The organism is Microbacterium sp. NIBRBAC000506063 (genome assembly GCF_017968845.1).
In the GTDB taxonomy this organism is placed as follows: domain Bacteria; phylum Actinomycetota; class Actinomycetes; order Actinomycetales; family Microbacteriaceae; genus Microbacterium.
On the sequence record NZ_CP072876.1, the window covers coordinates 1,488,096 to 1,513,086 of the forward strand.

General features: G+C 69.1%; 29 protein-coding genes and 6 pseudogenes. 16 read left to right on the plus strand and 19 right to left on the minus strand.

From position 1 onward, the window contains the following. Positions 1-50: 50 nt before the first annotated feature. A complete protein-coding gene (locus tag KAE78_RS08500) occupies positions 51-1,025 on the minus strand; it encodes an SDR family NAD(P)-dependent oxidoreductase (protein ID WP_223170539.1) in 975 nt (324 codons plus the stop codon). Between the two features lie 112 nt (positions 1,026-1,137). On the opposite strand from KAE78_RS08500, the pseudogene KAE78_RS08505 reads away from it, so the two are divergent. Together KAE78_RS08505 and KAE78_RS08510 are read left to right on the plus strand one after the other, a co-directional pair. Then, positions 1,138-1,800 (plus strand): annotated as a pseudogene (locus KAE78_RS08505) (SDR family oxidoreductase); the annotation flags it as partial. Between the two features lie 112 nt (positions 1,801-1,912). Next, positions 1,913-3,132, plus strand: a pseudogene (locus KAE78_RS08510) (acetyl-CoA C-acetyltransferase). 69 nt (positions 3,133-3,201) lie between these two features. Here KAE78_RS08510 and KAE78_RS08515 read toward each other — a convergent pair. Both KAE78_RS08515 and KAE78_RS08520 read right to left on the minus strand, forming a co-directional pair. Next, on the minus strand, positions 3,202-3,465 hold the full coding sequence (locus KAE78_RS08515) for an AMP-binding enzyme (protein WP_262927601.1): 264 nt from the start codon (positions 3,463-3,465) through the stop codon (positions 3,202-3,204). Next, positions 3,417-4,802 carry an AMP-binding protein gene (locus KAE78_RS08520; RefSeq protein WP_223170541.1) on the minus strand — a complete coding sequence of 462 codons (1,386 nt, stop codon included), beginning with the start codon at positions 4,800-4,802 and terminating at the stop codon, positions 3,417-3,419. The genes KAE78_RS08515 and KAE78_RS08520 overlap by 49 nt, the downstream gene beginning before the upstream one ends. A gap of 115 nt (positions 4,803-4,917) precedes the next feature. Between KAE78_RS08520 and KAE78_RS08525 the strand changes: the two genes are divergently transcribed. Next, on the plus strand, positions 4,918-5,529 hold the full coding sequence (locus KAE78_RS08525) for a TetR/AcrR family transcriptional regulator (RefSeq protein ID WP_223170542.1): 612 nt from the start codon (positions 4,918-4,920) through the stop codon (positions 5,527-5,529). A gap of 14 nt (positions 5,530-5,543) precedes the next feature. On the opposite strand, the gene KAE78_RS08530 is transcribed toward KAE78_RS08525, so the two are convergent. The 3 genes and pseudogenes from KAE78_RS08530 to KAE78_RS19625 form a co-directional block, all read right to left on the minus strand. Continuing rightward, a complete protein-coding gene (locus KAE78_RS08530; RefSeq protein ID WP_223170543.1) occupies positions 5,544-6,296 on the minus strand; it encodes a CoA-transferase subunit beta in 753 nt (250 codons plus the stop codon). Next, positions 6,293-7,084, minus strand: coding sequence for a CoA transferase subunit A (locus tag KAE78_RS08535; protein ID WP_262927602.1), 792 nt, complete (start codon positions 7,082-7,084; stop codon positions 6,293-6,295). The genes KAE78_RS08530 and KAE78_RS08535 overlap by 4 nt, the downstream gene beginning before the upstream one ends. Then, a pseudogene (locus KAE78_RS19625) lies at positions 7,066-7,194 on the minus strand (hypothetical protein); the annotation flags it as partial. The gene KAE78_RS08535 and the pseudogene KAE78_RS19625, both read right to left, overlap by 19 nt. Before the next feature lie 76 nt (positions 7,195-7,270). On the opposite strand from KAE78_RS19625, the gene KAE78_RS17615 reads away from it, so the two are divergent. The 7 genes and pseudogenes from KAE78_RS17615 (at position 7,271) to KAE78_RS08560 (ending at position 11,363) form a co-directional block, all read left to right on the plus strand. Then, entirely contained in the window at positions 7,271-7,603 is a 333-nt protein-coding gene (locus KAE78_RS17615) for an SDR family NAD(P)-dependent oxidoreductase (RefSeq protein ID WP_262927603.1), read from the plus strand. Then, positions 7,554-7,991, plus strand: a complete 438-nt coding sequence (locus KAE78_RS17620; protein WP_262927604.1) for an SDR family NAD(P)-dependent oxidoreductase — start codon at positions 7,554-7,556, stop codon at positions 7,989-7,991. Before KAE78_RS17615 ends, KAE78_RS17620 begins: the two co-directional genes overlap by 50 nt. Positions 7,992-8,042: 51 nt before the next feature. Further along, on the plus strand, positions 8,043-8,870 hold the full coding sequence (locus KAE78_RS08545) for an aldo/keto reductase (RefSeq protein ID WP_223170544.1): 828 nt from the start codon (positions 8,043-8,045) through the stop codon (positions 8,868-8,870). A 162-nt stretch (positions 8,871-9,032) separates the two neighbouring features. Beyond that, positions 9,033-9,230, plus strand: a pseudogene (locus tag KAE78_RS19630) (hypothetical protein); the annotation flags it as partial. Beyond that, the gene (locus KAE78_RS08550) at positions 9,134-10,183 is read left to right on the plus strand and encodes an NtaA/DmoA family FMN-dependent monooxygenase (RefSeq protein WP_411155921.1); all 1,050 of its coding nucleotides are present in this window, start codon (positions 9,134-9,136) and stop codon (positions 10,181-10,183) included. The pseudogene KAE78_RS19630 and the gene KAE78_RS08550, both read left to right, overlap by 97 nt. After that, positions 10,180-11,202 carry a flavin reductase gene (locus KAE78_RS08555; RefSeq protein WP_223170545.1) on the plus strand — a complete coding sequence of 341 codons (1,023 nt, stop codon included), beginning with the start codon at positions 10,180-10,182 and terminating at the stop codon, positions 11,200-11,202. The genes KAE78_RS08550 and KAE78_RS08555 overlap by 4 nt, the downstream gene beginning before the upstream one ends. Positions 11,203-11,219: 17 nt before the next feature. Beyond that, positions 11,220-11,363: a hypothetical protein gene (locus tag KAE78_RS08560; protein WP_223170546.1), complete on the plus strand. Its 144-nt coding sequence runs from the start codon at positions 11,220-11,222 to the stop codon at positions 11,361-11,363. A 133-nt stretch (positions 11,364-11,496) separates the two neighbouring features. Here KAE78_RS08560 and KAE78_RS19635 read toward each other — a convergent pair. Next, positions 11,497-11,793: pseudogene (locus KAE78_RS19635) on the minus strand (VOC family protein); the annotation flags it as partial. 48 nt (positions 11,794-11,841) lie between these two features. Between KAE78_RS19635 and KAE78_RS08570 the strand changes: the two are divergent. Together KAE78_RS08570 and KAE78_RS08575 are read left to right on the plus strand one after the other, a co-directional pair. Next, a complete protein-coding gene (locus KAE78_RS08570) occupies positions 11,842-12,585 on the plus strand; it encodes an SDR family NAD(P)-dependent oxidoreductase (protein ID WP_223170547.1) in 744 nt (247 codons plus the stop codon). Beyond that, a complete protein-coding gene (locus tag KAE78_RS08575; protein ID WP_223170548.1) occupies positions 12,585-13,199 on the plus strand; it encodes a gamma carbonic anhydrase family protein in 615 nt (204 codons plus the stop codon). Before KAE78_RS08570 ends, KAE78_RS08575 begins: the two co-directional genes overlap by 1 nt. Here KAE78_RS08575 and KAE78_RS08580 read toward each other — a convergent pair. From KAE78_RS08580 to KAE78_RS08610, 7 genes are read right to left on the minus strand one after another with little or no spacing between them, the layout of a single operon-like run. Beyond that, the gene (locus tag KAE78_RS08580) at positions 13,185-13,736 is read right to left on the minus strand and encodes an acyl-CoA dehydrogenase family protein (protein WP_223170549.1); all 552 of its coding nucleotides are present in this window, start codon (positions 13,734-13,736) and stop codon (positions 13,185-13,187) included. The genes KAE78_RS08575 and KAE78_RS08580 overlap by 15 nt on opposite strands. Then, the gene (locus tag KAE78_RS08585) at positions 13,733-14,293 is read right to left on the minus strand and encodes an acyl-CoA dehydrogenase family protein (protein ID WP_223170550.1); all 561 of its coding nucleotides are present in this window, start codon (positions 14,291-14,293) and stop codon (positions 13,733-13,735) included. The genes KAE78_RS08580 and KAE78_RS08585 overlap by 4 nt, the downstream gene beginning before the upstream one ends. A 15-nt stretch (positions 14,294-14,308) precedes the next feature. Then, positions 14,309-14,713, minus strand: a complete 405-nt coding sequence (locus tag KAE78_RS08590) for an acyl-CoA dehydrogenase family protein (protein WP_223170551.1) — start codon at positions 14,711-14,713, stop codon at positions 14,309-14,311. Next, a complete protein-coding gene (locus KAE78_RS08595; RefSeq protein WP_223170552.1) occupies positions 14,707-15,279 on the minus strand; it encodes an acyl-CoA dehydrogenase family protein in 573 nt (190 codons plus the stop codon). The genes KAE78_RS08590 and KAE78_RS08595 overlap by 7 nt, the downstream gene beginning before the upstream one ends. Beyond that, a complete protein-coding gene (locus KAE78_RS08600) occupies positions 15,224-16,099 on the minus strand; it encodes an acyl-CoA dehydrogenase family protein (protein ID WP_223170553.1) in 876 nt (291 codons plus the stop codon). The genes KAE78_RS08595 and KAE78_RS08600 overlap by 56 nt, the downstream gene beginning before the upstream one ends. Beyond that, positions 16,096-16,443 (minus strand): acyl-CoA dehydrogenase family protein, encoded by a 348-nt coding sequence (locus KAE78_RS08605; RefSeq protein ID WP_223170554.1) that lies wholly within the window; start codon positions 16,441-16,443, stop codon positions 16,096-16,098. The genes KAE78_RS08600 and KAE78_RS08605 overlap by 4 nt, the downstream gene beginning before the upstream one ends. Further along, complete coding sequence (locus KAE78_RS08610) at positions 16,440-17,291, minus strand: enoyl-CoA hydratase (RefSeq protein WP_223170555.1); 852 nt, start codon at positions 17,289-17,291, stop codon at positions 16,440-16,442. The genes KAE78_RS08605 and KAE78_RS08610 overlap by 4 nt, the downstream gene beginning before the upstream one ends. Before the next feature lie 115 nt (positions 17,292-17,406). On the opposite strand from KAE78_RS08610, the gene KAE78_RS08615 reads away from it, so the two are divergent. The 4 genes and pseudogenes from KAE78_RS08615 (at position 17,407) to KAE78_RS08630 (ending at position 20,530) form a co-directional block, all read left to right on the plus strand. After that, positions 17,407-18,036 (plus strand): acyl-CoA dehydrogenase family protein, encoded by a 630-nt coding sequence (locus KAE78_RS08615; RefSeq protein ID WP_223170556.1) that lies wholly within the window; start codon positions 17,407-17,409, stop codon positions 18,034-18,036. Beyond that, on the plus strand, positions 17,994-18,575 hold the full coding sequence (locus tag KAE78_RS08620; protein ID WP_223170557.1) for an acyl-CoA dehydrogenase family protein: 582 nt from the start codon (positions 17,994-17,996) through the stop codon (positions 18,573-18,575). The genes KAE78_RS08615 and KAE78_RS08620 overlap by 43 nt, the downstream gene beginning before the upstream one ends. After that, positions 18,526-19,362, plus strand: coding sequence for an SDR family oxidoreductase (locus tag KAE78_RS08625; protein WP_223170558.1), 837 nt, complete (start codon positions 18,526-18,528; stop codon positions 19,360-19,362). The genes KAE78_RS08620 and KAE78_RS08625 overlap by 50 nt, the downstream gene beginning before the upstream one ends. A 17-nt stretch (positions 19,363-19,379) precedes the next feature. Next, a pseudogene (locus tag KAE78_RS08630) lies at positions 19,380-20,530 on the plus strand (acetyl-CoA C-acetyltransferase). Positions 20,531-20,617: 87 nt separating this feature from the next. Here KAE78_RS08630 and KAE78_RS08635 read toward each other — a convergent pair. The 5 genes from KAE78_RS08635 to KAE78_RS08655 all read right to left on the minus strand — a co-directional run bounded on the left by KAE78_RS08635 (position 20,618) and on the right by KAE78_RS08655 (position 24,914). Next, entirely contained in the window at positions 20,618-21,355 is a 738-nt protein-coding gene (locus tag KAE78_RS08635) for an SDR family NAD(P)-dependent oxidoreductase (RefSeq protein ID WP_223170559.1), read from the minus strand. 123 nt (positions 21,356-21,478) lie between these two features. Beyond that, a complete protein-coding gene (locus KAE78_RS08640; protein ID WP_262927607.1) occupies positions 21,479-22,489 on the minus strand; it encodes an NAD(P)H-dependent flavin oxidoreductase in 1,011 nt (336 codons plus the stop codon). Between the two features lie 114 nt (positions 22,490-22,603). Further along, on the minus strand, positions 22,604-23,299 hold the full coding sequence (locus KAE78_RS08645) for a CoA-transferase (protein WP_223170560.1): 696 nt from the start codon (positions 23,297-23,299) through the stop codon (positions 22,604-22,606). Next, positions 23,296-24,156 (minus strand): CoA transferase subunit A, encoded by an 861-nt coding sequence (locus KAE78_RS08650; protein WP_223170561.1) that lies wholly within the window; start codon positions 24,154-24,156, stop codon positions 23,296-23,298. The genes KAE78_RS08645 and KAE78_RS08650 overlap by 4 nt, the downstream gene beginning before the upstream one ends. Beyond that, positions 24,156-24,914, minus strand: a complete 759-nt coding sequence (locus KAE78_RS08655; protein ID WP_223170562.1) for an enoyl-CoA hydratase family protein — start codon at positions 24,912-24,914, stop codon at positions 24,156-24,158. Before KAE78_RS08655 ends, KAE78_RS08650 begins: the two co-directional genes overlap by 1 nt. Positions 24,915-24,991 lie beyond the last annotated feature (77 nt).

Here is a 24,991-nt window from a genome sequence, read left to right on the forward strand (position 1 = left end):
CAGCGGATCGTCACCGCTGCGGCCCTCTCGTCATGGGGGTCCGGATGCGGCTAGCAGGCTCTGTCCGGATGGGTCATCGCCCAGAGTCGCACCCGTGCGCGATTCTCGTGGAGAGGATCCTCGGAGCCACGGCGCAGCAGGAGCTCAGCTCGTGGATCTCGCGGCGATCCTCGGCCTCGGTCGTCGTCAGGCCCGATCCGGCATGTTCGTCCAGCCGCGGCCCTCTGCCCTGCCGTACCAGCCGGAGGCCGCGAGCGTGCCGCCGTCGACGGGAATCGTGTGCCCGGTGATGAACGAGGCTTCGGGGAGGCGAGGAAGGTCACGACGCCGGAGAAGTCCTCAGGTGTGCCGAAGCGGCCGGCCGGGAGCCAGGAGCGCAGCAGCGCCGGGTCGCGGCCGGCGAGCATGAGTTCGGCCGGGGTCTGCTCCGTATCGGCGAGATCGGGGGCGATCGCGTTGACGCGGATGCCGGAGGGGCCGAGCTCGACCGCGAGACTCTTGGTGAACGCCGAGACGCCGGCGTTGTAGGCGGAGTACACGGCGTTGCCCGGGATGCCCCGGTAGGCCTCCACCGTGGAGACGTTGACGATGCATCCGCTCTGCTGCTCCAGCATCCAGGGCAGAAGCGCGCGGGTCACGGTGAACACGTGCCACAGGTTCAGCTCATGGAGACGTTGCCACTGCTCGGGCGGGCTCTTGGCGAAGAAGGACTTCGCCGGCCGGAAGTCGCCGACGTTGTTGACCAGCACATCGACGCGTCCGTGCGCCCGTTCGATCTCGTCCGCGAGTGCGGTGACGGTGGCGTCGTCGGTGATGTCGCCGATGACGGACGTGCAGAGGCCGCCTGCGGCGCCGATGTCGGATGCCGTGGCCGCCGCCGCGTCCGCGTCCACGTCCACGAGCACGACATGAGCGCCGTCTGCCGCGAAACGACGGCTGATGCCGCCGCCGATGCCGAGGGCGCCCCCGTGACCACGACGACGCGGGGAGTGGGCGGTGAAGGGACGACGCTGATCATGAAACAAACCTAGCATTTGTTTGGTAGTATGGACAGGCTCGTCGCACGTTGCTTGTGCGCGCAGATTCGGAGGAGACATCGTGAGTCTGGTTCTCGATTTCGCCGGCAAGGTGGTCGCCGTGACCGGCGGCGCGCGCGGCGTCGGCCGCGGCATCGCAGAGTCCTTCCTAGAAGCCGGCGCCGCCGTGGAGATCTGCGGCCGCAGCACACCGGAGGAGCTGCCCTCTCGGGGCGGTCGGAGCGCCGCCTTCACCGCCGTCGATGTGCGAGACGACACGCAGATCGAGGAATGGATCGCCGGTATCGTGCGCCGCCGCGGCCGCCTCGACGTGCTGGTCAACAACGTCGGCGGATCGCCGTTCGGCCGCTTCGAGACAGGATCCCCGCGCTACATCCGCGCCATCACCGAGCTGAACTTCCTCTCTGCGGCCGTCGCCTCCCGTGCCGCATACGAGGCGCTGCGTGCCACTGGCGGCTCCGTCGTCAACATCACCTCCATCAGCGCGCGCCGTCCGAGCCCCGGCACAGCCGTGTACGGGGCCGCCAAGGCGGCGCTCGAGAGCCTCAGCCGGAGCCTCGCCGCCGAGTGGGCCCCGACGGTCCGCGTCAACGCGGTCAGCAGCGGCCTCGTCGCCACGGAGTCGGCGGTCGATCACTACGGCACTCCCGAACAGTACGCCGCGATCGCGCGCACCATCCCGCGCGGACGGCTCGCCGAGCCCGCGGACATCGGGCGGGTCTGCGTCATGCTCGCCTCTCCCCTGGCCGCGCACCTCACGGGAGCCGTCGTCCCCGTCGACGGCGGCGGCGAGTTGCCCGCCTTCCTGGCGCACACCCCCACGCAGACATCTTCGGCGCCGCCGAGCACACCGACCCTGAGCAAGGAGCACTCTCATGACCGAAGCAGTCATCGTTTCCGCGGCGCGATCGCCGATCGGTCGCGCGGGCAAGGGCAGCCTGAAGGACATGCGCGCCGACGATCTGGCCACGCAGATGGTCCGGGCCGCCGTCGATGCCGTACCCGGGCTGGATCCGGCCGAGATCGTCGACCTCATGGTGGGCTGTGCGCAGCCGGCCGGCAGGCAGGGCTACAACATCGGGCGCATGATCGCCCTCCAGCTGGGCTGGGACACCGTGCCCGGCACGACCGTCCACCGCTACTGCTCCTCCTCACTGCAGACGACGCGCATGGCCTTCCATGCGATCAAGGCGGGCGAGGGCGACGTGTTCGTCTCCGCCGGTGTCGAGGCGATCTCGCAGTTCGGCTTCGGCAAGTCCGACGGCGGCGCCGACACCAAGCACCCTCGCTACGACGAGGCAGCCGCGCGCACCGCCCGTCACGCGCAGGATCCGGGTTACGTGTGGTCCGACCCGCGAGCACAAGGGGAACTGGCCGACATCTACATCTCGATGGGCGAGACCGCGGAGAACGTCGCCTCGCTGCGCGGCGTCTCCCGTCAGGTGCAGGACGAGTGGGCGGTTCTCAGTCAGAACCGTGCCGAGGCGGCGCGCGAGCGCGGCTTCTGGGAACGCGACATCACCCCGATCACCCTCGGCGACGGCACCGTCGTCCGCAGCGACGACGGGCCGCGTTCAGGAGTCACGCTGGAGGGCATCAGCGGGATGCAGCCGGTCTTCCGCCCGCACGGCACCGTGACTGCGGCGAACTGCTGCGCACTCAACGACGGCGCCGCGGCCCTCGTCATCATGAGCGACGTGCGCGCCGCCCAGCTCGGGCTCACGCCGCTCGCGCGGATCGTCTCCACCGGCGTCTCCGCGCTTTCCCCCGAGATCATGGGGCTGGGTCCCGTCTCCGCCGTCGAGAAGGCGCTCGCCCACGCCCGGATGTCGATCTCCGACATCGACATCCTCGAGCTCAACGAGGCCTTCGCCGCTCAGGTCGTCCCCTCGATCGACGACCTGGGCATCGACCCCGAGAAGGTCAACGTCAACGGCGGTGCGATCGCCCTGGGGCACCCCTACGGCATGACGGGGCACGGATGACGACCACCGCGATCCACGCCCTGCAGGAGCGCGACGAGCAGTTCGCCGTCGAAACGATGTGCGTCGCGGGCGGTCAGGGCATGGCGCTCGTGCTCGAACGCCTGAGCTGAGGTCGACAGAGGAAGGGCCGGCATCCGATCGGGGGATCGGATGCCGGCCCTTCCTCTGTGCGGGAGTGCTCAGCCCTCTGTGCGGAGCTCGGTCTTGAGGATCTTGCCGGTGGCATTGCGCGGGAAGTCCTCGACGAAGACGAACTCCCGAGGCACCTTGAAGCCGGCGAGGTGTCCACGGCAGAACGCGTCGAGCGCCGCGGCATCCGGCTTCGGCTCGGCGTTGTGCAGAAGCAGCACGAAGGCGCGACCCACGGTGCCCATCCGCTCGTCGGGAACGCCGATCACGGCGGACTCGTTGACGGCCGGATGCTTGCGCAGCACGTTCTCCACCTCCGCGGGTACACGTTGAAGCCGCCGACGATGAACATGTCTTTGAGGCGGTCGGTGATCTTCAGGCATCCGTGCTCGTCGAGCCGGCCGATGTCTCCGGTGCGGAACCATCCGTCCTCTGTGAAGACCGCACGCGTCGCCTCTTCGTCCTCGAAGTAGCCCAGCATGACATTGTCTCCGCGGAGGAGGATCTCACCGTCCTCATCGACGCCGACATCGCGGCCGTCGGGGCCGACCGTGCGGATCTCGATGCCGGAGACGGCCGGTCCGGTCGTCTCCGCGGCATGCTCAAGTGACTCGCCCGCCCGCGACAGGGTCGCCACGACGCATTCGGTGAGGCCGTAGGCCTGGGCGACGGTCTGGAAGCCCAGGGTGCCCACCATGTCGTGGAACAGCGTCGCCGGCGCCGCCGTGGCGCCCGCGATCGCGAAGCGCAGCGAGGAGAGATCGTAGTCCGCCAGGCGCGGATGATCCAGCATCGACGTGAAGATCGTCGGCACGCCCGGCAGCACGGTGATGCGCTCGCGCTGGACGAGCTCGAGCAGACGGGTGGTGTCGAAGACCTCGACGGGATAGATCGTGGTGCCCGACAGCAGCGAGGTGATGAGGCCCGCCTTGTAGCCGAAGCCGTGGAAGAAGGGGTTCACGATCGCGTAGCGGTCGTGAACAGAGAGCTCGGCGCCCCGACTCCACGCCCGGGCCACGCCGATCGACTGGCGGTGTGCGCTCATGACCCCTTTGGGCACGCCCGTGGTGCCGGAGGTGAAGAGGATGTCCATGATGTCGTCCGGCCCCACCGCAACGATGGCCGCGTCGAGTTGTGCGGAGGGGACGGCCGAGCCCGAGGCGAGGAAGTCGTCCCAGGAGAGGATCGCGGCATCCGATGTCTCCTCGAGGGCGACGAGGAGGCGCAGGTGGGGAAGGCCGGGGCAGGCGCCGCCGTCGGATCCGAGCTCTGCGGCGGCCTCACGCAGCGCTTTCGCATAGGACTTGCCGAGGAAGCCTTCGGCCATGACGACCGCCGATGCGCGGGACCGGGCCAGGATCGCCGCCGCCTCGTGGCCGGTGTAGCGGGTGTTGAGCGGGATCACCGCTGCGCCGATCGACTGCGCGCCCAGCATCGCGAGGATGAATTCCAGACGGTTGGGCACCCACACCGCCACGCGGTCGCCGTGACGGACGCCTTGGGCGAGATAGGAGCGGGCGACGTCCTTGACCCGCTCATGCAGCTCCGCGTAGCTCACGACCTCGTCGCCTTCGACGACGGCCGGATGCGTGCCGAGTGCCGCCATCTCGCCGAGCATTGCGGGAATCGTCGTCGCAGATGATGCCGTCATGGCGATCCTTTCCACTATCATGCGTACACTCCGACATTCTGGTGTGCATCGGCCCGGGATAGGGCAGACTTGAACAAACGCTTGTCATTACAGAATTCCACGTAAGGGAGAACCCATGGCAGCCAGTCCGCGAGTCGGAAGCCAGGAGCAGACCTCCGAACGACGAGAGCAGATCCTCGGGATCGCCGCGCATCTCATCGCCCGCCGGGGCTATTCGGCGACCACCGTACGCGATATCGCGGATGAGGCCGGTATCCTCTCGGGCAGTCTGTACCATCACTTCGCCTCCAAGGAGGCGATCCTGCAGGAGATCCTGCGCAGCTTCATGACGGGGCTGCTCGAGCGATTCGAGGAGATCGTCGCCGAGGACGGCACGCCGCGCGTCGTGCTCGACAAGCTCGTCGCCCACGCCTTCACGACGATCGAGAGCCAGCCCGATGCTGTCGGGCTCTATCAGAACGAGCTGGCGTACCTCGCCAAGCAGCCGGGATTCGAGTTCGTGCAGGAGCACAGCCTCCGCATCGAGGAGATCTGGCTCGGTCAGCTGCAGGAGGGGCAGCGCGTCGGCGTCTTCCGGGACAGCCTCGACGCGGGCATCATGTACCGTTTCATCCGCGACGCCGTCTGGTCCTCGGTCGGCTGGTACCGACCGGGCCGGGGACACACCGCCGAGAGCCTCACCGAGAACTTCCTCGAACTGCTCCACCAGGGTCTCCTCGCGGACTGAGCGGCAGCTCCGCGTCACTCCGCGACTTCGCGAGCGCGGGTGGCCCGGGGATCCAGCACATCGCGGATGAGGCGCAGTTCCTCGGCATCCGGGATCCGCGTCGCGGGCACGCCCTCGGCGTCCACGGCGAAGCCCGTGCTGTCGATCACCGTCTGCGGATCCACACCGGGGTGGATCGAGCGCAGCACCGCGCGGCCGTCGTCGCCGAAGCCGAAGACCGCGAGGTTCGTCACGATCACGCCGAGGTGATGGTGCGTCAGGCCGGCCTCGCGAGCGCGATCATTGCCGACACCGGAGACCATGTCGACCTTCTCGACGAAGATGCGGGTGCTGTGTCGGGAGATCCAGTAGTCGACGCGGTGGTTGGCGGTGTTGCCCGGGGCGCCGCGCACGCCGATGAGCTGTCGCTTCGGATGGTCCCAGTCGCCGATGAGCGAGATGTTCTGATTGCCGTAACGATCGATCTGGCTCGCGCCCATCATGCTCTGGCGGCGTCCGGTCGCGAGGATCTCGAAGATGCGGCGGAACGGCGCCCAGCCCTCGATGACGGAGTCCTCCGTCTCCGGCGCGCCGGGCGTCGGCGGCCCGCTGAGGAAGAACGCCTCGCCGTTGCTGAGCACGATGTCAGGGGCAGTGGTGAGCTTGGCCAGGCGCGCGCCGAGGGTCGGAATGATCCCGACGGCGTGGGCCAGGATCTCGCCGGACTCGCGATAGGTGTCCGCACAGGCCGCGATGCAGATCTCGGCGAGCGTTGCGTCGGTGGTCATGCTGCTCCTTGCGTGGCGTGGAAGGCGGTGACGGCGGCGTGATAGCCGGCTTCGTCGGTCTGGAGGAAGGTGCGCTCGAACTCCGCCCAGGCGTCGGGGTCTTTCGCCGCCGTCGCGTAGTGGCGCTGGAAGGTCTCGTCGCGGCCGTAGTCGGGCTCGCAGGTGGTGAAGTGGGCGCCGTGCGGTGACTCGACGACGCCCGAGACGAACATGCGGCTGAACAGCAGCGTGTGGAAGCTGCCCTCCTCGAGCAGATCGGATGTCGGAACCACCTTCTCCGCGGAGACGATCGTGCGCTGTGCGGCCATCGCCAAGAGGTCGTCGAAGTACGGGTCCGGGCCCAGGTACTGCGCGTTGCCCTTGGCATCGGCGCGGTTGACGTGCACGAGCGCGACGTCGAGGTTCAGCGCCGGCATCGCCACGTACTCCTCGTCGGAGTACGGGGACTTCACGGTGCGAAGGTGCGGATTGGCGGGGAGCACATCCGAGCCGAGTCCTGCACGGATCGGCAGGAAGTCCAGGCGCGCACCCGCGGCACGGAGGCCGGCGACGTACATTCCCTCGTCGTACTCCTCGATCTGCAGCGCGCCGCGCTCGCGTGCCTGTGTGAACAGCGGGTCGAGCGGAATCGAGTCGAGAGTGACGAAGCCGTACACGAGCTTGCGGATCTTCCCCGCCGCGGCGAGGAGGCCGGCATCGGGCCGCCGAAGGTGACGACGGTGAGATCGGTGAGGTCGCTGCGCAGGATCGCGCGGACCAGCGACATCGGCTTGCGGCGTGAACCCCATCCGCCGATCCCGATCGTCATCCCGCTCTCGAGCGAGGCCACGGCCTCGTCGATGCTCCATCGCTTGTCTGACATTCGTGCTCCTTCTCGCGACACTGCGGCACACTGCATTCTGCGCGACTAAACCTAGCGCTTGTTTGGGAACCAGGTTACCATGGCGTCAGACGCCGTTGTCGAGGAGGAACGAATGACTCGGATTGCACAGACCGCACATGTGATCGTCACCGGAGGCTCCAGCGGGATCGGCGCCGCGGTCGTGGACCTCCTGCGCGAGCGCGGCAACCTCGTGACGGTGTTCGATCTCCAGCCCAGCGATCGTGAGGGAGTCATGACGGAAATCGTCGATGTGCGCGATGAGAGCGCCGTCGATGCCGCGGCCCGGCGCGCTTTCGACCGCGCGCCGGTCAGCGGAGTCGTCGCGAGTCACGGCATCCGCGGCACGTTCGTCCCGGCGCTGGAGATGGAGCTGGATGCGCTGCGACGACAGTTCGACATCCACGTCGTGGGGCCCTCGCGGTGACCCGCGCCGTTGTCGGAAGGCTCGGCGGTGCGCCTGGATCGATAGTGCTGCTCTCGTCGACGACGGCCTATCGGGCTGGGCGAACCAGACCGACTACGGGCCGGCCAAGGCCGCCGAACGCCAGCTCATGGAGAACCTCGCGATCGAGTGGGCACCGTTGGGTGTGCGCGTGAACGCCGTCGCCCCCGGGCACACGCTCACTCCGATGGTCGAGGACATGCGACAGCGCGGATACGACCTGAGCGCCGCGGAACAGCGCACTCCCCTTGGGAGGCTCGCCGAACCGCGTGAGATCGCCGAGGCGATCGTCTGGCTCCTGGCGGAGGCGACCCATGTTACTGGGCAGTGCCTTCCCGTCGACGGTGGATGGACGGTGGTCGGGAAGTGATCGCGCAGCGCTCGCTCGGGACGTGTTCGTGTCGGCCATCGGGATGGGGCGATGACGCTCACGCAGACCCTCGACGCCGATCGCGCCCGCGGCGTGCACGCGGTGCAGGCGGCATTGGATGCCGGTGTCACGCTCTTCGACACGGCTGACAGCTATGGGCCGACGAGCGAGATGGGCGTGAACGAACAGGCGCTCGTCGCAGCGCTGCGCACGCGGCCCGAGGCTCTTGCGCGCGTGATCATCGCCACCAAGGGTGGGCACACCCGCGGGCCGCACGCCACCTGGTGGATCGACGGAAGCCCCGAGCACCTGGCACAGGCGGCACGGAACTCTCTACGCCGAATCGGGCTCGAGGCGCTGCCGCTCTATCAGCACCATCGACCCGACCCGCGCGTGCCCTACGCCGACTCGATGGGTGCGCTGCGCCAACTCGTCGAGGAGGGCATCGCCTTGCGCATCGGCGTCTCGAACGTCGACGAGACTCTGCTTCGGATCGCGATCGACGTCCTCGGCGACGCGCTGGTGAGCGTGCAGAACGAGTACTCGCCGCTCGAGCGCTCCAGCGATCCGGTCCTGCGCATGTGCGAGGAACACGGGCTCGCCTTCCTCGCCTGGGGTCCGTTCGGCGGCATGCGGGCGGCGAAGGGGCTCGGCGAGGCGGCGCCGGTGTTCGCCCGGGTCGCCGAACGCCATGGCGTGAGCGTTCAGCGGGTCGCTCTGGCCTGGCTCCTCTCGCTCTCGCCGCGCATGATCGCGTTACCGGGCGCGAGCCGCCCGGAGAGCGTGCGCGACTCGGCCCAGGCGACGGCGCTCGCGCTAGACGAAGGCGATCTCGTGGAGCTCGCCGAATCATCCTTCGCTCGGGGCGGAGACCGATGATGACACACCAGCGAACGAGGAGAAGAGGATCATGATGCACTTGGCCGCGTATATCCAGGGAGTCGGGGCTGCCCAGGCGGCGTGGCGCTCTCCACGCACGGACGCGGCATCCGCGCTCAGCTTGGAGCACTGGGTCGATACTGCTCGTATCGCCGAGGCGGCGTGCTTCGATGCGTACTTCCTCGCCGATGTGCTCGCCGTCGGCGATCAGATCGCGACGGACGCCACCGAGCGGCCGGACCCGGTGGCGGTGCTCTCGGCGCTTGCCGGCTTCACCGAGCGGATCGGCCTGGTGGGACCAGCTCGACGACGTTCAACGATCCATTCACGGTCGCTCGTCAGTTCGCGACACTGGACCACTTGAGCGCGGGGCGCGCCGGCTGGAACGTGGTCACCACGGCCGTCGGGCATCGGCCGCGAACTACGGATCCGCGGCTCTCCCGGATCACGCCGACCGCTATGAGCGCGCCGAGGAGTTCGTCGAGGTCGTCGCCGCGCTGTGGGACGGCTGGGCACCGGATGCGATCGTCGCCGATGCGGCGGACGGAAGATACGCGGACCTGAATCGGATCCGGTCCGCCGACCATGAGGGCAAGCACTTCCAGGTGAAGGGTCCGCTCCCGGTGCGGCGCTCCCCTCAGGGGAGGCCCGTGATCTCGCAGGCCGGATCGTCCGGCCCCGGGATGAATCTCGGTGCCGCGTGGGCGGAGCTGACCTTCACCACGCAGTGGGATATCGAGTCCAGCCGCGCGTTCGTCGCGCAGACGCGAGCACTCACCGCGGAGCACGGGCGCGAGCCAGGCGCTCTCAAGGTGCTGCCGGGGATCATGCCCTTCGTCGGCTCCACGATGCAGGAGGCGCGTGGGCTCGCGGCCGAGTTCGGGAGCTATGTCGACGTCGAAGGGTTGGGCGCCTTCCTCTCGCACCATCTGGGCAACCTCGACCTCGATGGTCTCGACCCGGATGAGCCCCTGCCCGATCTGCGCCCGCATCTCGCCGATAACGCCAGCGTGTCCCGGCCACGGCTGTACATCGAGACCGCTTTGCGAGACGGCCTCACTCTTCGGCAGCTGGCCCAGCGGATCTCCCTCACCCTGGGTCATCGACCGGTGATCGGAACGCCGGAGTCGATCGCCGACGATCTCGAGAAGTGGTTCACCGCCGGCGCCGCGGACGGCTTCATCGTGCTCCCCGCTGACCTGCCGCAGGGGCTCAGGGAGTTCGCGGAGCAGGTGGTGCCGATCCTCCAGCAGCGAGGGCTGTTCCGTCGCGAGTACTCGCGGACCACGCTGAGAGGGCACTTGAGCGAATGAGCGCCGAACAGCACGCCCAGCCGGATCTGGAGCCGCGCCGTTTCCGCGATGTGCTCGGACACTTTCCGACCGGTGTCGTGGTCGTCACCGCGATGCATCCGGACGGACAGGCGATCGCCATGGTGGTCGGCTCCTTCACCTCGGTGTCGCTGGATCCGCCTCTGGTCGCCTTCCTGCCGTCACGAACTTCGTCCAGCTACGCGCGACTGCGTGAATCGCCGCGTTTCTGCGTGAATGTGCTCAGCGAAGAACAGGAGGAGCTGTGTCGCCGGCTGGCCGGTCGTGACCCGAACAAGTTCGACGGTGTCGCGTGGCGCCGATCGCCCGCCGGCAATCCCATCCTCGCGGGTGCGGTGGCCTGGATCGACTGCGAGGCGACCGCGCGTCACGAAGCCGGAGACCACGACATCGTGGTCGGCACCGTCACAGCGCTCGATACCGAGGAGCCTGCCGGGCCGCTGCTGTTCTTCCAGGGCGGGTATGGGCGGTTCGACAAGGTCACCGAACCTGCGCAGACTCCGGCGGAGCTGAGCAGGAGCCTACAGATCGCCGAGGTCGCTCGTCCCCTTCTAGGTGCGCTTGCCGCCCGGACCGGGCTCGACGCCTATGTGCAGGCCCGTCTCGGCGGCGACCTCATCATCGTCGGGGCCGTGTCGGGTGCGGACCGATCCGTGCGCGGCTACCTGGGTCAGCGCCTGCCGCTGCGTGTTCCCTATGGCGCGGTGTTCGCGGCGTTCGACGCCGGGCTCGAGCCGAGATGGACGGATGCGGGAGCGGCTGGTGCGGCCGCGGCGGAGCGCCTGGATCGAGTACGCGCTCGTGGTTGGTCGATCGGACTCGTCGCACGTAATCACGATGCGCATTGGGAGACGATATCCCGTCATCATCGACACAGCGGGCAGGAGGGGTGGACCCCCGTATCGTCTCAGCGCTCGACAGCATCGCGGGTGCCTATGAGCCCGCCGCAGAGGTGCTCGAGCAGGGCGCACTCGATGTGCGGATCCTGGCAGCGCCGGTGATCGCGCCCGACGGAACAGTGCCGGCGAGCATTGCGCTGTTCGCGTTCCCGCCTCAGGCGTCGGCGGACGCGTGGCGGTCGTGGGCGAGCGATCTCGTCGATACGGCCGCCGCCGTCTCGGCGGAGTGGGCGATCCTCCTGGCCGAGGAGTCCGCTCAATGAGGCGCCTGGAGCAGCTCCACGCGGACGTCGTCGGGGCCGAGCACGTAGACGTAGCGGTAGCCCTCGAGGGGCCTGCGGTCGCGGTCATGACCGCCGACAGCGGGGCGTGACCGAGCTGAGCCACCTGCGCGAGCGTGGTCTCGATATCCTCGACCACGAGGGCCGGGTGCGCGGCGCCGATGGAGCCGTTGTCCGGGTCGATCCGGGAGTTGTCGGCACCCCGGTACTCGGCGAGCTCGAGGAAGACCTCGCCGTGCACCCGGATGAAGGTCAGCAGGATCTCTACGCCCGAGTGTCCCGTGGCGGCCTCGACGGCCGGCCCGCTCTTGCGCAGCGGTCCGATCGCCTCTCCGCCTGTGACCGCGCGATAGAACGCCGTCGCCGAGTCGGTGTCGCTCACCGTGATTCCGATGTGATGCAATCGCGTCATCTCGTCTCCAAACAAACGCTTGTTCAATAACTATCCCGGAGGAAACCCATGAACGCAATGCCTGTCATCGACCTGACGGATCGCATCGCTCTGATCACCGGCGCCGCGGGAGGTCAAGGTCGTGCCCACGCGAAGCTCTTCCACGCACTCGGGGCGAAGCTCGTCCTGACCGATCTCGACGGCGACGCGGTCGCGGCGTTCGCATCGGAGTTCGGCGAGGACGCGATCGGCCTGGGGCACGACGTGAGCTCGGCAGCTGCGTGGGCCGACGTGGCGGAGGCGGCCCACGCGGCGTTCGGCCGTGTCGACGTCCTCGTCAACAACGCCGGCTTCTGCCCGGAGGGGCCGCTGGAGTCCACGGATGAGCGGACGATCCGCCTCACCCTCGACGTCAACCTCATCGGGCCGATGCTCGGCATCCAGGCTCTTCTCCCGCTCATGCGGGGCGGTGGGGCGTCGATCATCAACATCGCGTCGACTGCGGGGGTCGCCGGTTATGCGAACCGGGTGCCCTACTCCGCCTCCAAGTGGGGTCTGCGCGGCGTCTCACGTGCGCTCGCCCGCGAGCTGGCCGACGACGGCATCCGGGTCAACACGGTCTGCCCCGGCGCGGTGGACACCCCGATGATCACCGAGGACACCCGTGCCGGCGTCGGGTTCATCTCCCGCATCCCGATTCCTCGTGCCGGGCGTCCCGAGGAGATCTCGAACCTCGTCGCCTACCTCGCCAGCGACGCCAGCAGCTACTGCACCGGGCAGGACTTCGTGATCGACGGAGGACAGGTCGCCTGATGCCGGCGTACGAGTTCGACGGGGTCGTGCCCGTCGTGGACCCGACCGCCTTCGTGCACGAGACGGCGAGTCTCATCGGCGACGTCATCGTCGGGCCCGGATGCTACATCGGACCCTTCGCGAGCCTGCGCGGCGACTTCGGCCGCATCCTGATCGGCGAGGGCTCCAACGTGCAGGACTCCTGCGTCATCCATGCCTTCCCCGGCAAGGACGCGATCCTCGAGCCGAACAGCCACATCGGCCACGCCGCGGTGCTGCACGGATGCCGCATCGGCTCCTACGCGCTGATCGGGATCGGCGCGACGATCCTGGACGGCGCCGAGATCGGAGAGAACGCTCTCGTGGCGGCGGGGGCCGTCGTGACGGCCAGAACCTCCATCCCTGCCGCAGGCATGGCGATGGGGTGTCCTGCCAAGGTCACCGGAACGCTCGACGAGCAGGCTCTCGCGTGGAAGCGCAACGGCGTGCACATCTACCAGCAGCTTGCGCAGCGCAGCCGCCAGACGCTGCGACCGGTGCGGCCGCACGAGGTCGTGGAACCCGATCGCCGGCGCACCTCCTGGTCGGCCGATGCCGCCGAGCCGCTGCATGTGAAGCGCTCAGCGGGCAGCTAGCACCGTCTCTTCGGCGCCGCCGCGCAGCTCGCGCGCCGTGCCGAAGAGCTCCCCGAGGGCGTGAGCCCGCTTGAACACCAGGTGCGCGTCGTGCTCCCAGGTGATCGCGATGCCGCCGTGCAGCTGGATCGTCTCGGCGGCGATCGTCTCCAGCGCCTGCGAACAGGTGATCTTGGCGAGCGCGGCGAGCTCGAGGCGGTCCCCTGTTCCGTTCGCGAGCGCGGCGGCGGCGGCTCGCGTCGTCGTCCGGGCGATCTCCGCCTGCACATGCATGTCCGCGAGGCGGTGCTTGATCGCCTGGAACGAACCGATCGTGCGCCCGAACTGCACGCGCTGCTTCGCGTATTCGACGGTCATGTCGAGCGCGCGCGAGGCGGTGCCCGCCTGGATCGCGGACACGGCCGTGAGCGCGTGCGCGTGGACCGCCTCGATCACATCGCCACTGCCCTCTCCGAGGGGCCGGGCCGGCGTGCCGTCGAAAGTGAGACTCGCCACTCTGAGGGTCAGATCCATCGCCGGAGTCGCGGTGCGGGTCACTGCGGCGGCGTCGGTGACTTCGAACAGCCGGGGCCGGCGGGGGTCCCGGCGATGACCAGCAGGATGTCGGCGGACGCCCCTTCGAGCACGAAGGGCACGTTTCCGTTCAGGGTCCAGGCGTCGGCGGCGGAGGCCTCGACGCCGATGCCCTCGGGGTTCCAGCGCCCGTCCGGTGCGGCCCACGCCAGGGCCGCCAGCGACTCGCCTGCGGCTATGGCCGGCAGCAGACGTTCGGCGGCATCCGTGTCACCGGAGGCGAGGACCGCCTGCGCGGCGATCCCGACCGAGCCCAGGTACGGTGACGGTGCGAGCGCGTAGCCGAGCTCCTCGAGCGCGACCTGGCTCTCCAAGAGTGTGAAACCCGCGCCCCCGAACTCCTCGGGGATCGCCAGCGAGGCGATGCCGATCTCATCGCACAGGAACGACCACAGTCCCGCGTCGAAGCCCTCGGCGGACTCTACCGCGCGTCGGATCGCGGTGCCGTCGGAGCGCTGCCCCAGGATGGCGCGCAGCATGCCGGCGAGTTCGAGTTGTTCTTCGGTGAGGTCGAGTGTCATGGTGTCACTTCTCGTTCAAACGGCGTAGTCAGGGAGTATCGCACGGGCGATGCGTGCGCGGTGGTGGGCGGGGGTCCCCCATACGGTCGGAAGCGCGTGCGCGAGGCCGAGCCAGATGCGCAGCGGGTGCTCCGAGGTGTAGCCGATCGCGCCGTGCACCTGCAGCGAGGCTCGTGCGGCGAGGGCCGCGGCGCCGGAAGCGGCGACCTTGGCAGCGGAGACGGCGCGCTCCCCGGTCTCCGTGCCGAGCTCCCTGGTTGCGTTCCAGACGAGAGGGCGGGCGAAGGTCAGCGCGACGCGCACATCGGACAGCTGGTGCTTGAGCGCCTGGAACTCGCCGATCGCGCGCCCGAACTGCTCGCGGACCTTCGCGTAGGAGACGGCCTCGTCCAGGAGCCGCTCGCCGGCGCCGATCAGCATGGCCGCAGCCGCGAGGGACGCCTCGTCGGATGCCGCGGCCAGCGCGGTCGCGTCCAGGCTCTGCGCCGCACCCTCCGGGCGAGGAAGGAGAGGCGGCGGGTCGGAGCGAGGGATTCGGCCTCCTCGCGGACGGTCGCCCGGTGCAGTCCGCCGGCCTGGACATGGAACAGGTGGGCGGCGACGGAGGCGTCCAGAGCTGCAGGGACGGAACCGTCGATGCCGACCGTGGCGATCTCGCCGGCGACGATGGCATCGCGGGTGGCCTCGTCCACGAGCGCGGGCAGGAATGCGATCGACTCGATGTAGGGGCCGGGCACTCCGTGGTACCCGAGACGCTCGAACACGATGGCGAGGTCGCTCAACGAGCCACCGAAGCCGCCTTGGGTCTCGGGCACTCGCAGGGCCGTCAGGCCGAGCTCGGCGAACTGCGTCCACAGGGCGAGGCCGGCATCCGACTCTCCGGCGGCCCACTGCTGGGCGATCTCGGAGCCGCCGTGTCCCTGGACGATCTCATCGATGGTCTCGGCGAAGACGGTCTGCTCTTCGCTGGGGAGGAACCGCATCATGCCCGCCTTCCGTCGCCGCCGCGGGGAGGCCCAGGATCCGCTCCGCGATGATGTTGCGCTGGATCTCGTTCGTGCCGGCGTAGATGGGGCCGGACAGGGAGAAGAGGTAATCCTCCGCCCAGCGTCCGTCGCGTTCGGCGCCCGGGCCGCGCAGTTCGGCCAGAGGCCCGAGGATGCGCAGCGCGGTCTCGTGGAGATCGACGTCGAGCTCCGACCAGAAGACCTTGTTCATGCTGCCCTCGGCGCCGACCGCGCCTCCTTCGAGGACGGTGCTGACCGTCTGCCAGGTGTACAGGCGGTAGGCCTCTGCGCCGATCCAGGCGTCGACGACGGCATCCGCCTCGTCGATCTCGGGATGGGCCGACTGCAGTTCGATGAGACGATCGGTCGCGGCGAGGAAGCGGCCCGGAGCCCGCAGCGAGAGCCCGCGCTCGTTGCCGGCGGTGCTCATCGCCACGCGCCAGCCGTCGCCGGGGGCGCCGAGCACGTCGGCGTCCGGGACGAAGACGTCGTCGAAGAAGATCTCGGCGAATCCGGTCGTGCCGTCCAGCTGCGCGATCGGGCGGACGGTGATGCCTTCGGCGTCGAGCGGGAAGAGGAAGTAGGTCAGGCCCCGGTGACGTTCCGCCGTGGGGTCGGAGCGGAACAGCCCGAATCCGCGATCGGCCCATGCGGCGCGGGAGCTCCAGATCTTCTGGCCGTTCAGGATCCATCCGCCGCGTGTGTCGTCGCGGCGGGCGGTGCTGCGGATCGCGGCGAGATCGCTGCCGGCGCCGGGCTCGGACCAGGCCTGCGCCCAGATGAGCGAGCCGTCGGTCATGGGGCCCAGGTATCGCTCGTGCTGCTCGGGGTGCCGTGCTCGAACAGGATCGGCGCGAGCAGGGAGATGCCGTTCTGCGCGACGCGTGTCGGCGCGCCGGCACGGTAGTACTCCTCCTCGAAGAGCACCCATTCGACCAGGCCCACGTCGCGTCCGCCGTACTGCTCCGGCCAGGCGACGACCGACCAGCGGCCGGAGGCGAGGGTCGCCTCCCACTCGCGGTGCGCGGCGAATCCCTCCTCGGTGTCCATCGACGGCAGGGGCTCTGCGGGCACGTTCGCTTCGAGCCAGGCACGTGCCTCGGCGGCGAAGGCCTCCTGCTCGGGGGTCAGATCGAGGTTCACTTCTTCTCCTCGTCGCGGATCTTCTTCACGTCGACGCCGGCCAGGGAGTCGCCCTGGACCTCGGCGTTGTGGGCGTGGGCGGCGTGGTGCAGGCCGAACACGGAGTCCATTCCGGCACGCAGGCCCTGCAGGTCTTCGGCCTGGTTGACCGCCTTCTTCGTCAGCGCCAGTCCCAACCGCGGCATCCGCGCGATGCGCTCGGCGATCTGGAGAGTGTGCTCCTCGAGCTCTGCGCGCGGCACCACGTGGTTGACCATGCCGAGCTCGTGGGCGCGGGCCGCCGGCATCCGATCTCCGGTGTAGAGCCACTCCTTCGCGGCGCGGGGATTCGTCACCCACGGATGCGAGAAGAACTCCACGCCGGGGATGCCCATCATCACGACCGGGTCCTGGAAGAAGGCGTCGTCGGAGGCGACGATGAAGTCGCAGGACCAGGCGAGCATGAGGCCACCGGCGATGCAAGCACCCTGCACCATGGCGATCGTGGGCTTGGGGATCTCGCGCCAGCGGCGGCACATTCCCAGGTACACCTCGGACTCGCGGGCGAAGCGGGAGTCGACGCCCTGCGCGCCGACGTGATCCCACCAGATGACGGCCTTGCGCTCGAAGCTCTCGTGGATGTCGCGCTCGGGGCTGCCGATGTCGTGGCCGGCGCAGAAGTGGTCGCCGTTGCCGGCCAGGACGATCGCCTTGACCTGGTCCTCGTCGACGGCGCGGGTGAAGGCGGCATCGAGCGCGTAGGTGACCTTGGAGTTCTGCGCGTTGCGGTACTGCGGGCGGTTCAGGCGGATAATCGCCGTGGGCCCGTGCACCTCATAGGTGACCACTTCGCTGCCGGTGTCGGTCATCGCGGGTTCCTCTCTGAACGGCGAGCTGCGATATTTGACCAAACAATTGCTTGGTTTCCTTGATACTATACGTGAAGAGGCAGGCCGCCCGCCACGATCTCGACGAGGAGGACATATGGAGAAGGCCCAGCACGAGCCGGATGAGCGGTTCCGCGCGGAGATCCGCGGCTGGCTCGAGGAGAACCTCGTCGGGCGCTTCGCCGAGCTGCGCGGACGCGGAGGCTCGGGGCGCGAGCACGAGGACTTCGAGGCCCGCCTCGAGTGGAACCGGCACATGGCCGCCGCCGGCTGGAGCTGCGTCGCCTGGCCCGAGGAGCACGGAGGGCGCGGGCTCAGCATCGCCCAGCAGGTGATCTTCCATGAGGAGTATGCCCGCGCGAATGCGCCCGCACGCGTCAACCACCTCGGCGAGGAGCTGCTCGGACCGACCCTCATCGCCCATGGCACGCCCGAGCAGAAGGCGCGCTTCCTGCCGAAGATCGTCGCGGTAGACGAGCTCTGGTGCCAGGGCTACTCCGAGCCCGGTGCGGGCTCCGATCTGGCGGCAGTCTCGACGAAGGCCGCTCTCGAAGGGTCGGAGTGGGTCGTCAACGGTCAGAAGGTGTGGACCTCGCTCGCTCAGCACGCCGACTGGTGCTTCGTCATCGCTCGCACGACGCCGGGCGCGAGTCGTCACAAGGGCTGTCCTACCTCCTCGTCCCTATGGACCAGCCCGGCGTGGATGTGCGCCCCATCCTGCAGCTGACCGCCACGAGCGAGTTCAACGAGGTCTTCTTCGACAATGCCCGGACGGATGCCGATCTCGTCGTCGGAGGTGAGGGCAACGGCTTCTCGGTCGCCATGGCGACACTCGGCTTCGAGCGCGGCGTCTCCACGCTCGCCCAGCAGATCGCCTTCCGCAGCGAGCTCGACGCCGTGATCGAGACCGCCCGCCGCACCGGAGCGATCGAGGACCCGATCCTGCGCGACCGGCTCGTCGACGCGCACATGGGGCTCGAGGTCATCCGTCAGCACGCCCTCCGTCATCTCGGTGGGGAGCAGGGCCACGAAGCCTCGGTCACCAAGCTCCTCTGGTCGCAGTGGCACCGCTCGCTCGGTGAACTGGCCATGGCCGTCTCCGGCCCCGAGGGACTGCTTCTCTCCGAGGCGCCCTATGTGCTGGACGACCTGCAGACCCTGTTCCTGTTCAGCCGGTCCGACACGATCTACGGCGGATCCGACGAGATCCAGCGCAATGTCATCGCCGAGCGCATTCTCGGCCTACCCAGGGAGGCACGCCCATGAGCGCACGCACCGCACCCGAGTACGTCCCGGCCACGGCCTGCTCAGTGGCAAGCGTCTGGTCATCACGGCTGCTGCCGGCGCTGGCATCGGCTCGGCCACGGTACTGAAGTGCCTGGAGGAGGGCGCCGCATCCGTCGTCCTGGGCGATACGCACGGCGGCCGCCTCGCCGAGGCCGAGAAGCAGCTCGGCGAGCGATTCGGGGCGGAGCGGGTACGCTCGGTCGTCTGCGACGTCACCCGGGAGGAGCAGATCACTGAGCTCCTGGACGCCGCCGAGGAGCTCGGGCCCATCGACGTCATGATCAACAACGCCGGACTCGGCGGATCGACGCCCATCCTGGACATGACCGACGAGGAGTGGTCGCGGGTGCTCGACATCACCCTCACCGGCACTTTCCGCTGCATCCGCGCGGTCGGCAAGCGCATGGTCGCCGCCGAAACCTCGGGCGTCATCGTCAACAACGCCTCGGTCATCGGCTGGCGCGCACAAGCCGAGCAGGCGCACTACGCCGCCGCGAAGGCCGGCGTCATGGCCCTCACCCGCAGCGCCGCCATCGATCTCGCCGCCCATGGCATCCGTGTCAATGCGGTCTCGCCGAGCCTGGCCATGCACCCCTTCCTGGAGAAGGTGACCACGCCCGAGCTGCTCGAGCAGCTCACAGCACGTGAGGCCTTCGGGCGCGGCGCCGAGCCCTGGGAGGTCGCCAATGTGATGGTCTTCCTCGCCAGCGCCTATTCCTCGTACATGACCGGAGAAGTCGTCTCCGTCAGCAGCCAGCACGCCTGATCGAACAGGAGACACCGATGACCACGGCCTACATCGTCGACGCGGTCCGCAGCCCCGTCGGAAAGCGCGGCGGCTCCCTCGCCGGAATCCACTCCGCCGACCTCGGCGCCCACTCGATCCGCGCCCTCGTCGAGCGCACCGGAATTGACCCCGGGGCCGTCGATGACGTCATCCTCGGCTGCACCGACACGCTCGGCTCGCAGGCGGGGAACATCGCCCGCACCGCCTGGCTCGTCGCCGGGTACCCCGAGCACGTACCGGGCGTCACGGTCGACCGCCAGTGCGGCTCCAGCCAGCAGGCGGTGCATTTCGCCGCCCAGGCCGTCATGAGCGGCACGGCCGACCTCGTGATAGCCGGCGGTGTGCAGAACATGTCGGCGATCCCGATCTCGGCGGCGATGGTTGCGGGGGCCGAGTTCGGCTTCACGACCCCTTCGCCGAGTCGCCCGGCTGGGTAGCCCGCTACGGCGAGCAGGAGGTCTCGCAGTTCCGGGCAGCCGAGATGATCGCCGAGCACTGGGAACTTTCTCGTGAGCAGATGGAGCAGTTCGCGCTCGAGAGCCACCGCCGCGCGATCGCCGCGACCGACGAGGGGCGCTTCGCGAACGAGATCGTGGCGCTCGGAGATCTGAGCGCCGACGAAGGTCCCCGCAGGGACACCTCGTTGGAGAAGATGGCCGGCCTTCCGCTCCTCGTCGAGGGCGGCCGGGTGACCGCGGCGGTCGCCTCGCAGATCTCCGACGCCTCCAGCGGCATGCTCATCGCCTCGGAGAAGGCGATCGCCGAGCACGGACTGACCCCGCGGGCGCGGGTGCACCACCTCTCGGTGCGCGCCGCGGATCCTGTGTGGATGCTGACCGCTCCGATTCCGGCGACCCACCATGCTCTCGAGCGCGCCGGGATGACGATCGACGACATCGACCTGTTCGAGGTCAACGAGGCCTTCGCCCCGGTGGTGCTGGCGTGGATGAAAGAGACCGGCGCCTCGCACGACCGCGTCAACGTCAATGGCGGCGGCATCGCCCTGGGGCACCCGATCGGTGCGACCGGCACGCGCCTCATGACGACGCTCCTGAGCGAGCTCGAACGCACGGGCGGCCGCTACGGCCTGCAGACCATGTGCGAGGGCGGCGGCGTCGCGAACGTCACGATCATCGAGCGCCTCTGATCGATGTGGCCGCGCCTCCTCTAGGAACGGGGTGCGGCCTCGCTCGGCGAGGCGGTCAGCGCTGCCGCGGCATCATCGCCAGGCGCGTCATCCGGCGCTCCGTGCGGCGGACGGCGCCTCGCGCCGGAGCAGCCGTTCGGCGCGCACCCGCATCCGCTCTTCGCCGAGGGCTTCATCGGGCAGGATGTAGAACTCACCGGCAGTGCCCTGGCGGAAGATCTCTCGCGCCGCGGCATCCGGGTCCTGGGCGCTACGCAGGAGCTCGGTCATCATCCTCTGCACCTGCTGGGCCGCCTCGATGTCACCCTCTGCGGTCAGCTCGGCATCGGCGAAGATGCGTGAGGCGACCGGTGCCGGGAGGACCGCGGCGACCTCGATCGGGTGCCCGGCCTGCGCGAGATCCATCCGCAGCGATTCGGTGAGCCCGAGTACGGCGTGCTTGCTGGCGATGTACGAGGCCTGCATCGGCATGCCGCTGATCGCCCCGATCGAGGCGACGTTCCACACACGGGCGCCCCCGCCTGCAGCGATCATCCGGGGGACGAACGAGCGGATGCCGTGGAAGACGCCGCTGACGTTGACCTCCCAGACGCGCCGCCAGCTCTCCTCCGAGGTCTCCCAGAGGTAGCCGATCTGCTCCACTCCGGCGTTGTTGACGAGCAGGGCCACCGATCCGCGTGCCCAGGCGCTCCGGGCCAGATCGTCGACGCTCACCGGATCCCGCACGTCAACATGCTCCGCCCAGGCCTCGGCGCCGTCGGCGGTGAGGCCCGCCGCAACCGAGGCCGCCGCGTCCAGGTCGATGTCGGCGAGAACGACTCGCATGCCGAGGGCGGCGGCGCGGCGGCGAGACCTGCACCGATGCCGCTGCCGGCACCGGTGATGACCGCCAGCTTCCCGGCGAGCTGCGCTGTGTGCTGAGGGTGCTCCGGCATGCGGTCTCCTTCGTCAGGCGATGATCTGTGCGGCGGCGGACTTCAGCTGTTCTGCGGCCTCCCGTACGACTCGATCGACGAGTTCCTCGCAGCTGGGCAGGTCGTCGATGAGTCCCACCACCTGCCCGGCGGCGAGCATGCCTGCGCCCGTGTCGCCGTCGACCAGCCCTGCTTTCAGCAGCATCGGCGTGTTCGCAGCCTGCGTCATCTGCAGCCAACTGCGACCCGAGGACCTCTTCATCGACAGGGCGTCCTTCGCCAGCGACGGCCAGCTCTGTCCCGACATGCGCTTGAACGCCAGTGTGCGCCTCAGGGTCGGGACGAGCTGCCGGATGCCGGTGCTCTTCTCCAGATCGTCGATGAACCCGGTGCGCAGCAGCCGATGCGGCATCCCGTCGGCGCGCGTCGTGACGACGGTGCCGTCGAGGCCGAAGTCGAGATAGCGCTGCTTGATCGCCTCGGGCACCGAGCTGTCGCTGGTGAGGAGGAACCGCGTGCCCATCCCGACGCCGACGGCCCCGTAGGCGAGGGCGGCGGCGAGCCCGCGTCCGTCGTGGAAGCCGCCCGCCGCGATGACGGGGATGTCGACGGCCGAGACGACGGAGGGCAGCAGGATCGAGGTGGGTACGGCGCCGGTGTGGCCGCCGCCCTCGCCGCCCTGGACCATCACGGCATCGGCGCCCCAGGCGGCGACCTTCTCCGCGTGGCGCACGGCGCCGACCGAGGGGATCACGACGACCCCGGCATCCTTCAGTCGCGCGATGAGCTCGGGCCGCGGCGCCAGCGCGAAGCTGGCGACCTTCACGCCGTGACGGATGAGCAGGTCGATGCGCTCCGCGGCGTCGCCGGCATCGGCCCGAAGGTTCACGCCGAAGGGCTTGTCAGTACGCTCTTTCACCTCGATGATCTGCTGCTCGAGCTCGTCGCGCGTCATCGTCGCGGAGGCGAGCAGCCCCAGTGCGCCCGCCTCCGCGCTCGCGCTGACCAGTCGCGCACCGGCGACCCAGCCCATGCCGGTCTGCACGATCGGGTGGGTGACGCCGGTGAGGCGCGTCAGCGGCGTGGAGATGGTGGGGGCGTGCTCATGCGGCGGGAATCTCTCGGTCTCGGAGGCGACGCGGATCGATGCGCTCGCGGATCAGGGCGAGCTCGACCTCGGTCGGCGGGCGGGTCTCGGGCACGTCGCCCGGAAGGTGCAGGGGAAGCCGGTGGCGTCGACGATCTCGGCGACCGGCACGCCGGGGTGCGTGCTGACGAGGGCGACGGTGCCGTCGGGGCCGGAGAAGTCCAGCACCGCCAGGTTCGTGACGATGCGACGGAGATCCTGGAAGCGGGCGGCACCGGTGGTGGCCGCCTGCGCCGGACCGAGCCCTGTGATCACATCGACCCGGTCGACGAACACGCGCGGGCTGTGCCGGGCGATCCAGTAGCTGGTGGCGTGGCTGACCGTATTGGTGGCCGCGGCGCGGGCGCCGAGGAGCTGGCGTGCGGGCCGATCGCGGTCGCCGATCGCTGAGAGGTTCTGGTTGCCGTGCTGGTCGATCTGGGCGGCGCCCATGATCACGTGCCTCCGACCGCGGGCTATGAGCTCGAACAGATCCCGATAGGGGAAGGGAGACTGGATGTCGGTGAAGGATTCGTCGACCGCCGGCACGTCAGCGAACATCGTGGCCTCGCCGTCGCTCAGCAGCAGCTCCGGGGCATGAGTGAGCTTGGCCAGGCGTGCCCCGATCGCGGGGATCAGGCCGATGGGGCTCGCGAGGATGCGACCCGCGCCGAGCAGCAGGTCGCTGCAGGCCGTGGCGGCGACCTCCGCCCGGGTGGCGCCGGTCATCGCTCCTCCCCATGGAATGCAGCCACGGCGGCGCGGTACTGCTCGTCGTCGACCGCCACGAAGCGGGCGGCGAAGGCGTTCCACGCCTCAGCGGATGTCGAGGCTTCCGCGTACGCGCGCTGCAGCTCCTCATCGCGCGCCCTGTGCGGCGGATGCGCGGTGAAGCCGGCGCCTTCGGGAGATTCAAGGATCCAGTTCGTCAGCGTGGGATCGAGATGCGTGGTCGTGTGCGGGGCGTCCGTGAAGAGCTCGGCTCTCGGCACCATCCGCTCGACACTGACAACGGTCTCGGCCGCGGCTCCGGCGAAGAGGTCGTCGAAGAAGAGGTCGGGGCCCAGGCAGACCGCGGTGCCGCCCTCGTCGGCCCGGTCCAGGTGCACGAGGGCGAGGTCGAGCGGGATCGCGGGCATGGCGACGAGCGTCTCGCCGTCGCCATAGGGGGACTCGATGGTGCGGATGTCGGGGTTGCGCGTCACGGCATCCGATCCCAGACCGGAACGGGTCACCTCGAAGGGGAGACGCCGGGCGGCTGCGCGCAGACCCGAGACGAGCATGGCCTCGTCGAGTTCGACGCTGCGAATACGGCCGTCCTGCCTCGCTGCCGCGAAGTGCGGGTCGATCGGGATCGAATCGAGCGAGACGAAGCCGTGGACGACTGTCGTGGCCTGACCCGTGGCGCAGAGGATCCCGACGTCCGGGCCACCGAAACTGACGATCGTGAGATCCTTCGCCCCGGAACGCACCACCGCACGCACGAGGGCCAGCGGCTTTCGCCGCGAGCCCCAGCCGCCGATGCCGATCGTCATGCCGTCGTGGATGAGCTCGGCGGGGTCGTCGATGCTACCGGCCACGCCCATCACGTCTCCAGGTTCCCCCCGTCGGCGACGAAGGCGTCGCGATGCTCGTCGGCGACGCCGGCGAGGTTCAGCTCGAAGGTGAAGCCCTGCTCGAACCGGTAACTGCGGTTGACGTCGATCGGGTCGATGCCGTTGAGGGCTTCCTTGGCGGCTCGGATGACGCGCGGGTCCTTCTTGGCGATCTCGTCGGCGAAGCCGAGCGCGGCTTCGTCGAGCTCCGTGCGTGGGACGACTGCGCTGACCGAGCCGAACTCCTCGAGCCGCTGGGCGGTGACGGTGCGGCTTGTGTAGTACATCGAGCGCAGCATGTGCTGGGGGACCAGTCGAGAGAGGTGCGTGGCGGCGCCGAGCGCACCACGGTCCACTTCGGGCACGCCGAAGTAGGCGTCGTCAGAGGCGACGATGACGTCGCTGTTGCCCGCAAGTCCCACGCCGCCGCCGAGGCAGAAGCCGTTCACCGCGGAGATCACGGGGGAGGAGCACTCGTAGATCGCTTTAAAGGCCTCGTAGCAGCCGCGATTGGCGCCGAGGATGCCGGAGAAGCCCTCGATCTGCTGCATCTCCTTGATGTCGACGCCCGCGTTGAAGCCACGTCCTTCGGCGCGCAGTACGACAGCGCGCGTGGCGTCGTCGGCAGAGGCCTCGCGCATGGCTTCGGCCACGGCGAACCACCCGGCGACGGGCAGTGCGTTGACCGGGGGATAATCCATCGTGATGATGCGGACGCCGTTGGGCCGCAGGGTGGTTGAGAGCGACATCTTCGACACCTAACCTAACGTTTGCTTGTCACCCTAGCACTTGCTTGGTGTGCGCAATAGTCTCACACACGAGTTGC

Bases quoted from the DNA above. Each gene is read 5' to 3' on its own strand.
- KAE78_RS08600 (WP_223170553.1), bottom strand. From the start codon at position 16,099: ATGACCGACGGCTCGCTCATCTGGGCGCAGGCCTGGTCCGAGCCCGGC.
- KAE78_RS08595 (WP_223170552.1), bottom strand. From the start codon at position 15,279: ATGATGCGGTTCCTCCCCAGCGAAGAGCAGACCGTCTTCGCCGAGACC.
- KAE78_RS08590 (WP_223170551.1), bottom strand. From the start codon at position 14,713: ATGCTGATCGGCGCCGGCGAGCGGCTCCTGGACGAGGCCGTCTCCTAC.
- KAE78_RS08525 (WP_223170542.1), top strand. From the start codon at position 4,918: ATGGCAGCCAGTCCGCGAGTCGGAAGCCAGGAGCAGACCTCCGAACGA.
- KAE78_RS08570 (WP_223170547.1), top strand. From the start codon at position 11,842: ATGAACGCAATGCCTGTCATCGACCTGACGGATCGCATCGCTCTGATC.
- KAE78_RS17620 (WP_262927604.1), top strand. From the start codon at position 7,554: ATGCGCTGCGACGACAGTTCGACATCCACGTCGTGGGGCCCTCGCGGT.
- KAE78_RS08620 (WP_223170557.1), top strand. From the start codon at position 17,994: ATGGACCAGCCCGGCGTGGATGTGCGCCCCATCCTGCAGCTGACCGCC.
- KAE78_RS08615 (WP_223170556.1), top strand. From the start codon at position 17,407: ATGGAGAAGGCCCAGCACGAGCCGGATGAGCGGTTCCGCGCGGAGATC.
- KAE78_RS08555 (WP_223170545.1), top strand. From the start codon at position 10,180: ATGAGCGCCGAACAGCACGCCCAGCCGGATCTGGAGCCGCGCCGTTTC.
- KAE78_RS08585 (WP_223170550.1), bottom strand. From the start codon at position 14,293: ATGACACTCGACCTCACCGAAGAACAACTCGAACTCGCCGGCATGCTG.
- KAE78_RS08575 (WP_223170548.1), top strand. From the start codon at position 12,585: ATGCCGGCGTACGAGTTCGACGGGGTCGTGCCCGTCGTGGACCCGACC.
- KAE78_RS08650 (WP_223170561.1), bottom strand. From the start codon at position 24,156: ATGGGCGTGGCCGGTAGCATCGACGACCCCGCCGAGCTCATCCACGAC.
- KAE78_RS08535 (WP_262927602.1), bottom strand. From the start codon at position 7,084: ATGGGGTTCACGCCGCAAGCCGATGTCGCTGGTCCGCGCGATCCTGCG.
- KAE78_RS08625 (WP_223170558.1), top strand. From the start codon at position 18,526: ATGTCATCGCCGAGCGCATTCTCGGCCTACCCAGGGAGGCACGCCCAT.
- KAE78_RS08635 (WP_223170559.1), bottom strand. From the start codon at position 21,355: ATGCGAGTCGTTCTCGCCGACATCGACCTGGACGCGGCGGCCTCGGTT.
- KAE78_RS08610 (WP_223170555.1), bottom strand. From the start codon at position 17,291: ATGACCGACACCGGCAGCGAAGTGGTCACCTATGAGGTGCACGGGCCC.
- KAE78_RS08530 (WP_223170543.1), bottom strand. From the start codon at position 6,296: ATGACCACCGACGCAACGCTCGCCGAGATCTGCATCGCGGCCTGTGCG.
- KAE78_RS08545 (WP_223170544.1), top strand. From the start codon at position 8,043: ATGACGCTCACGCAGACCCTCGACGCCGATCGCGCCCGCGGCGTGCAC.
- KAE78_RS08645 (WP_223170560.1), bottom strand. From the start codon at position 23,299: ATGACCGGCGCCACCCGGGCGGAGGTCGCCGCCACGGCCTGCAGCGAC.
- KAE78_RS08520 (WP_223170541.1), bottom strand. From the start codon at position 4,802: ATGACGGCATCATCTGCGACGACGATTCCCGCAATGCTCGGCGAGATG.
- KAE78_RS17615 (WP_262927603.1), top strand. From the start codon at position 7,271: ATGACTCGGATTGCACAGACCGCACATGTGATCGTCACCGGAGGCTCC.
- KAE78_RS08655 (WP_223170562.1), bottom strand. From the start codon at position 24,914: ATGTCGCTCTCAACCACCCTGCGGCCCAACGGCGTCCGCATCATCACG.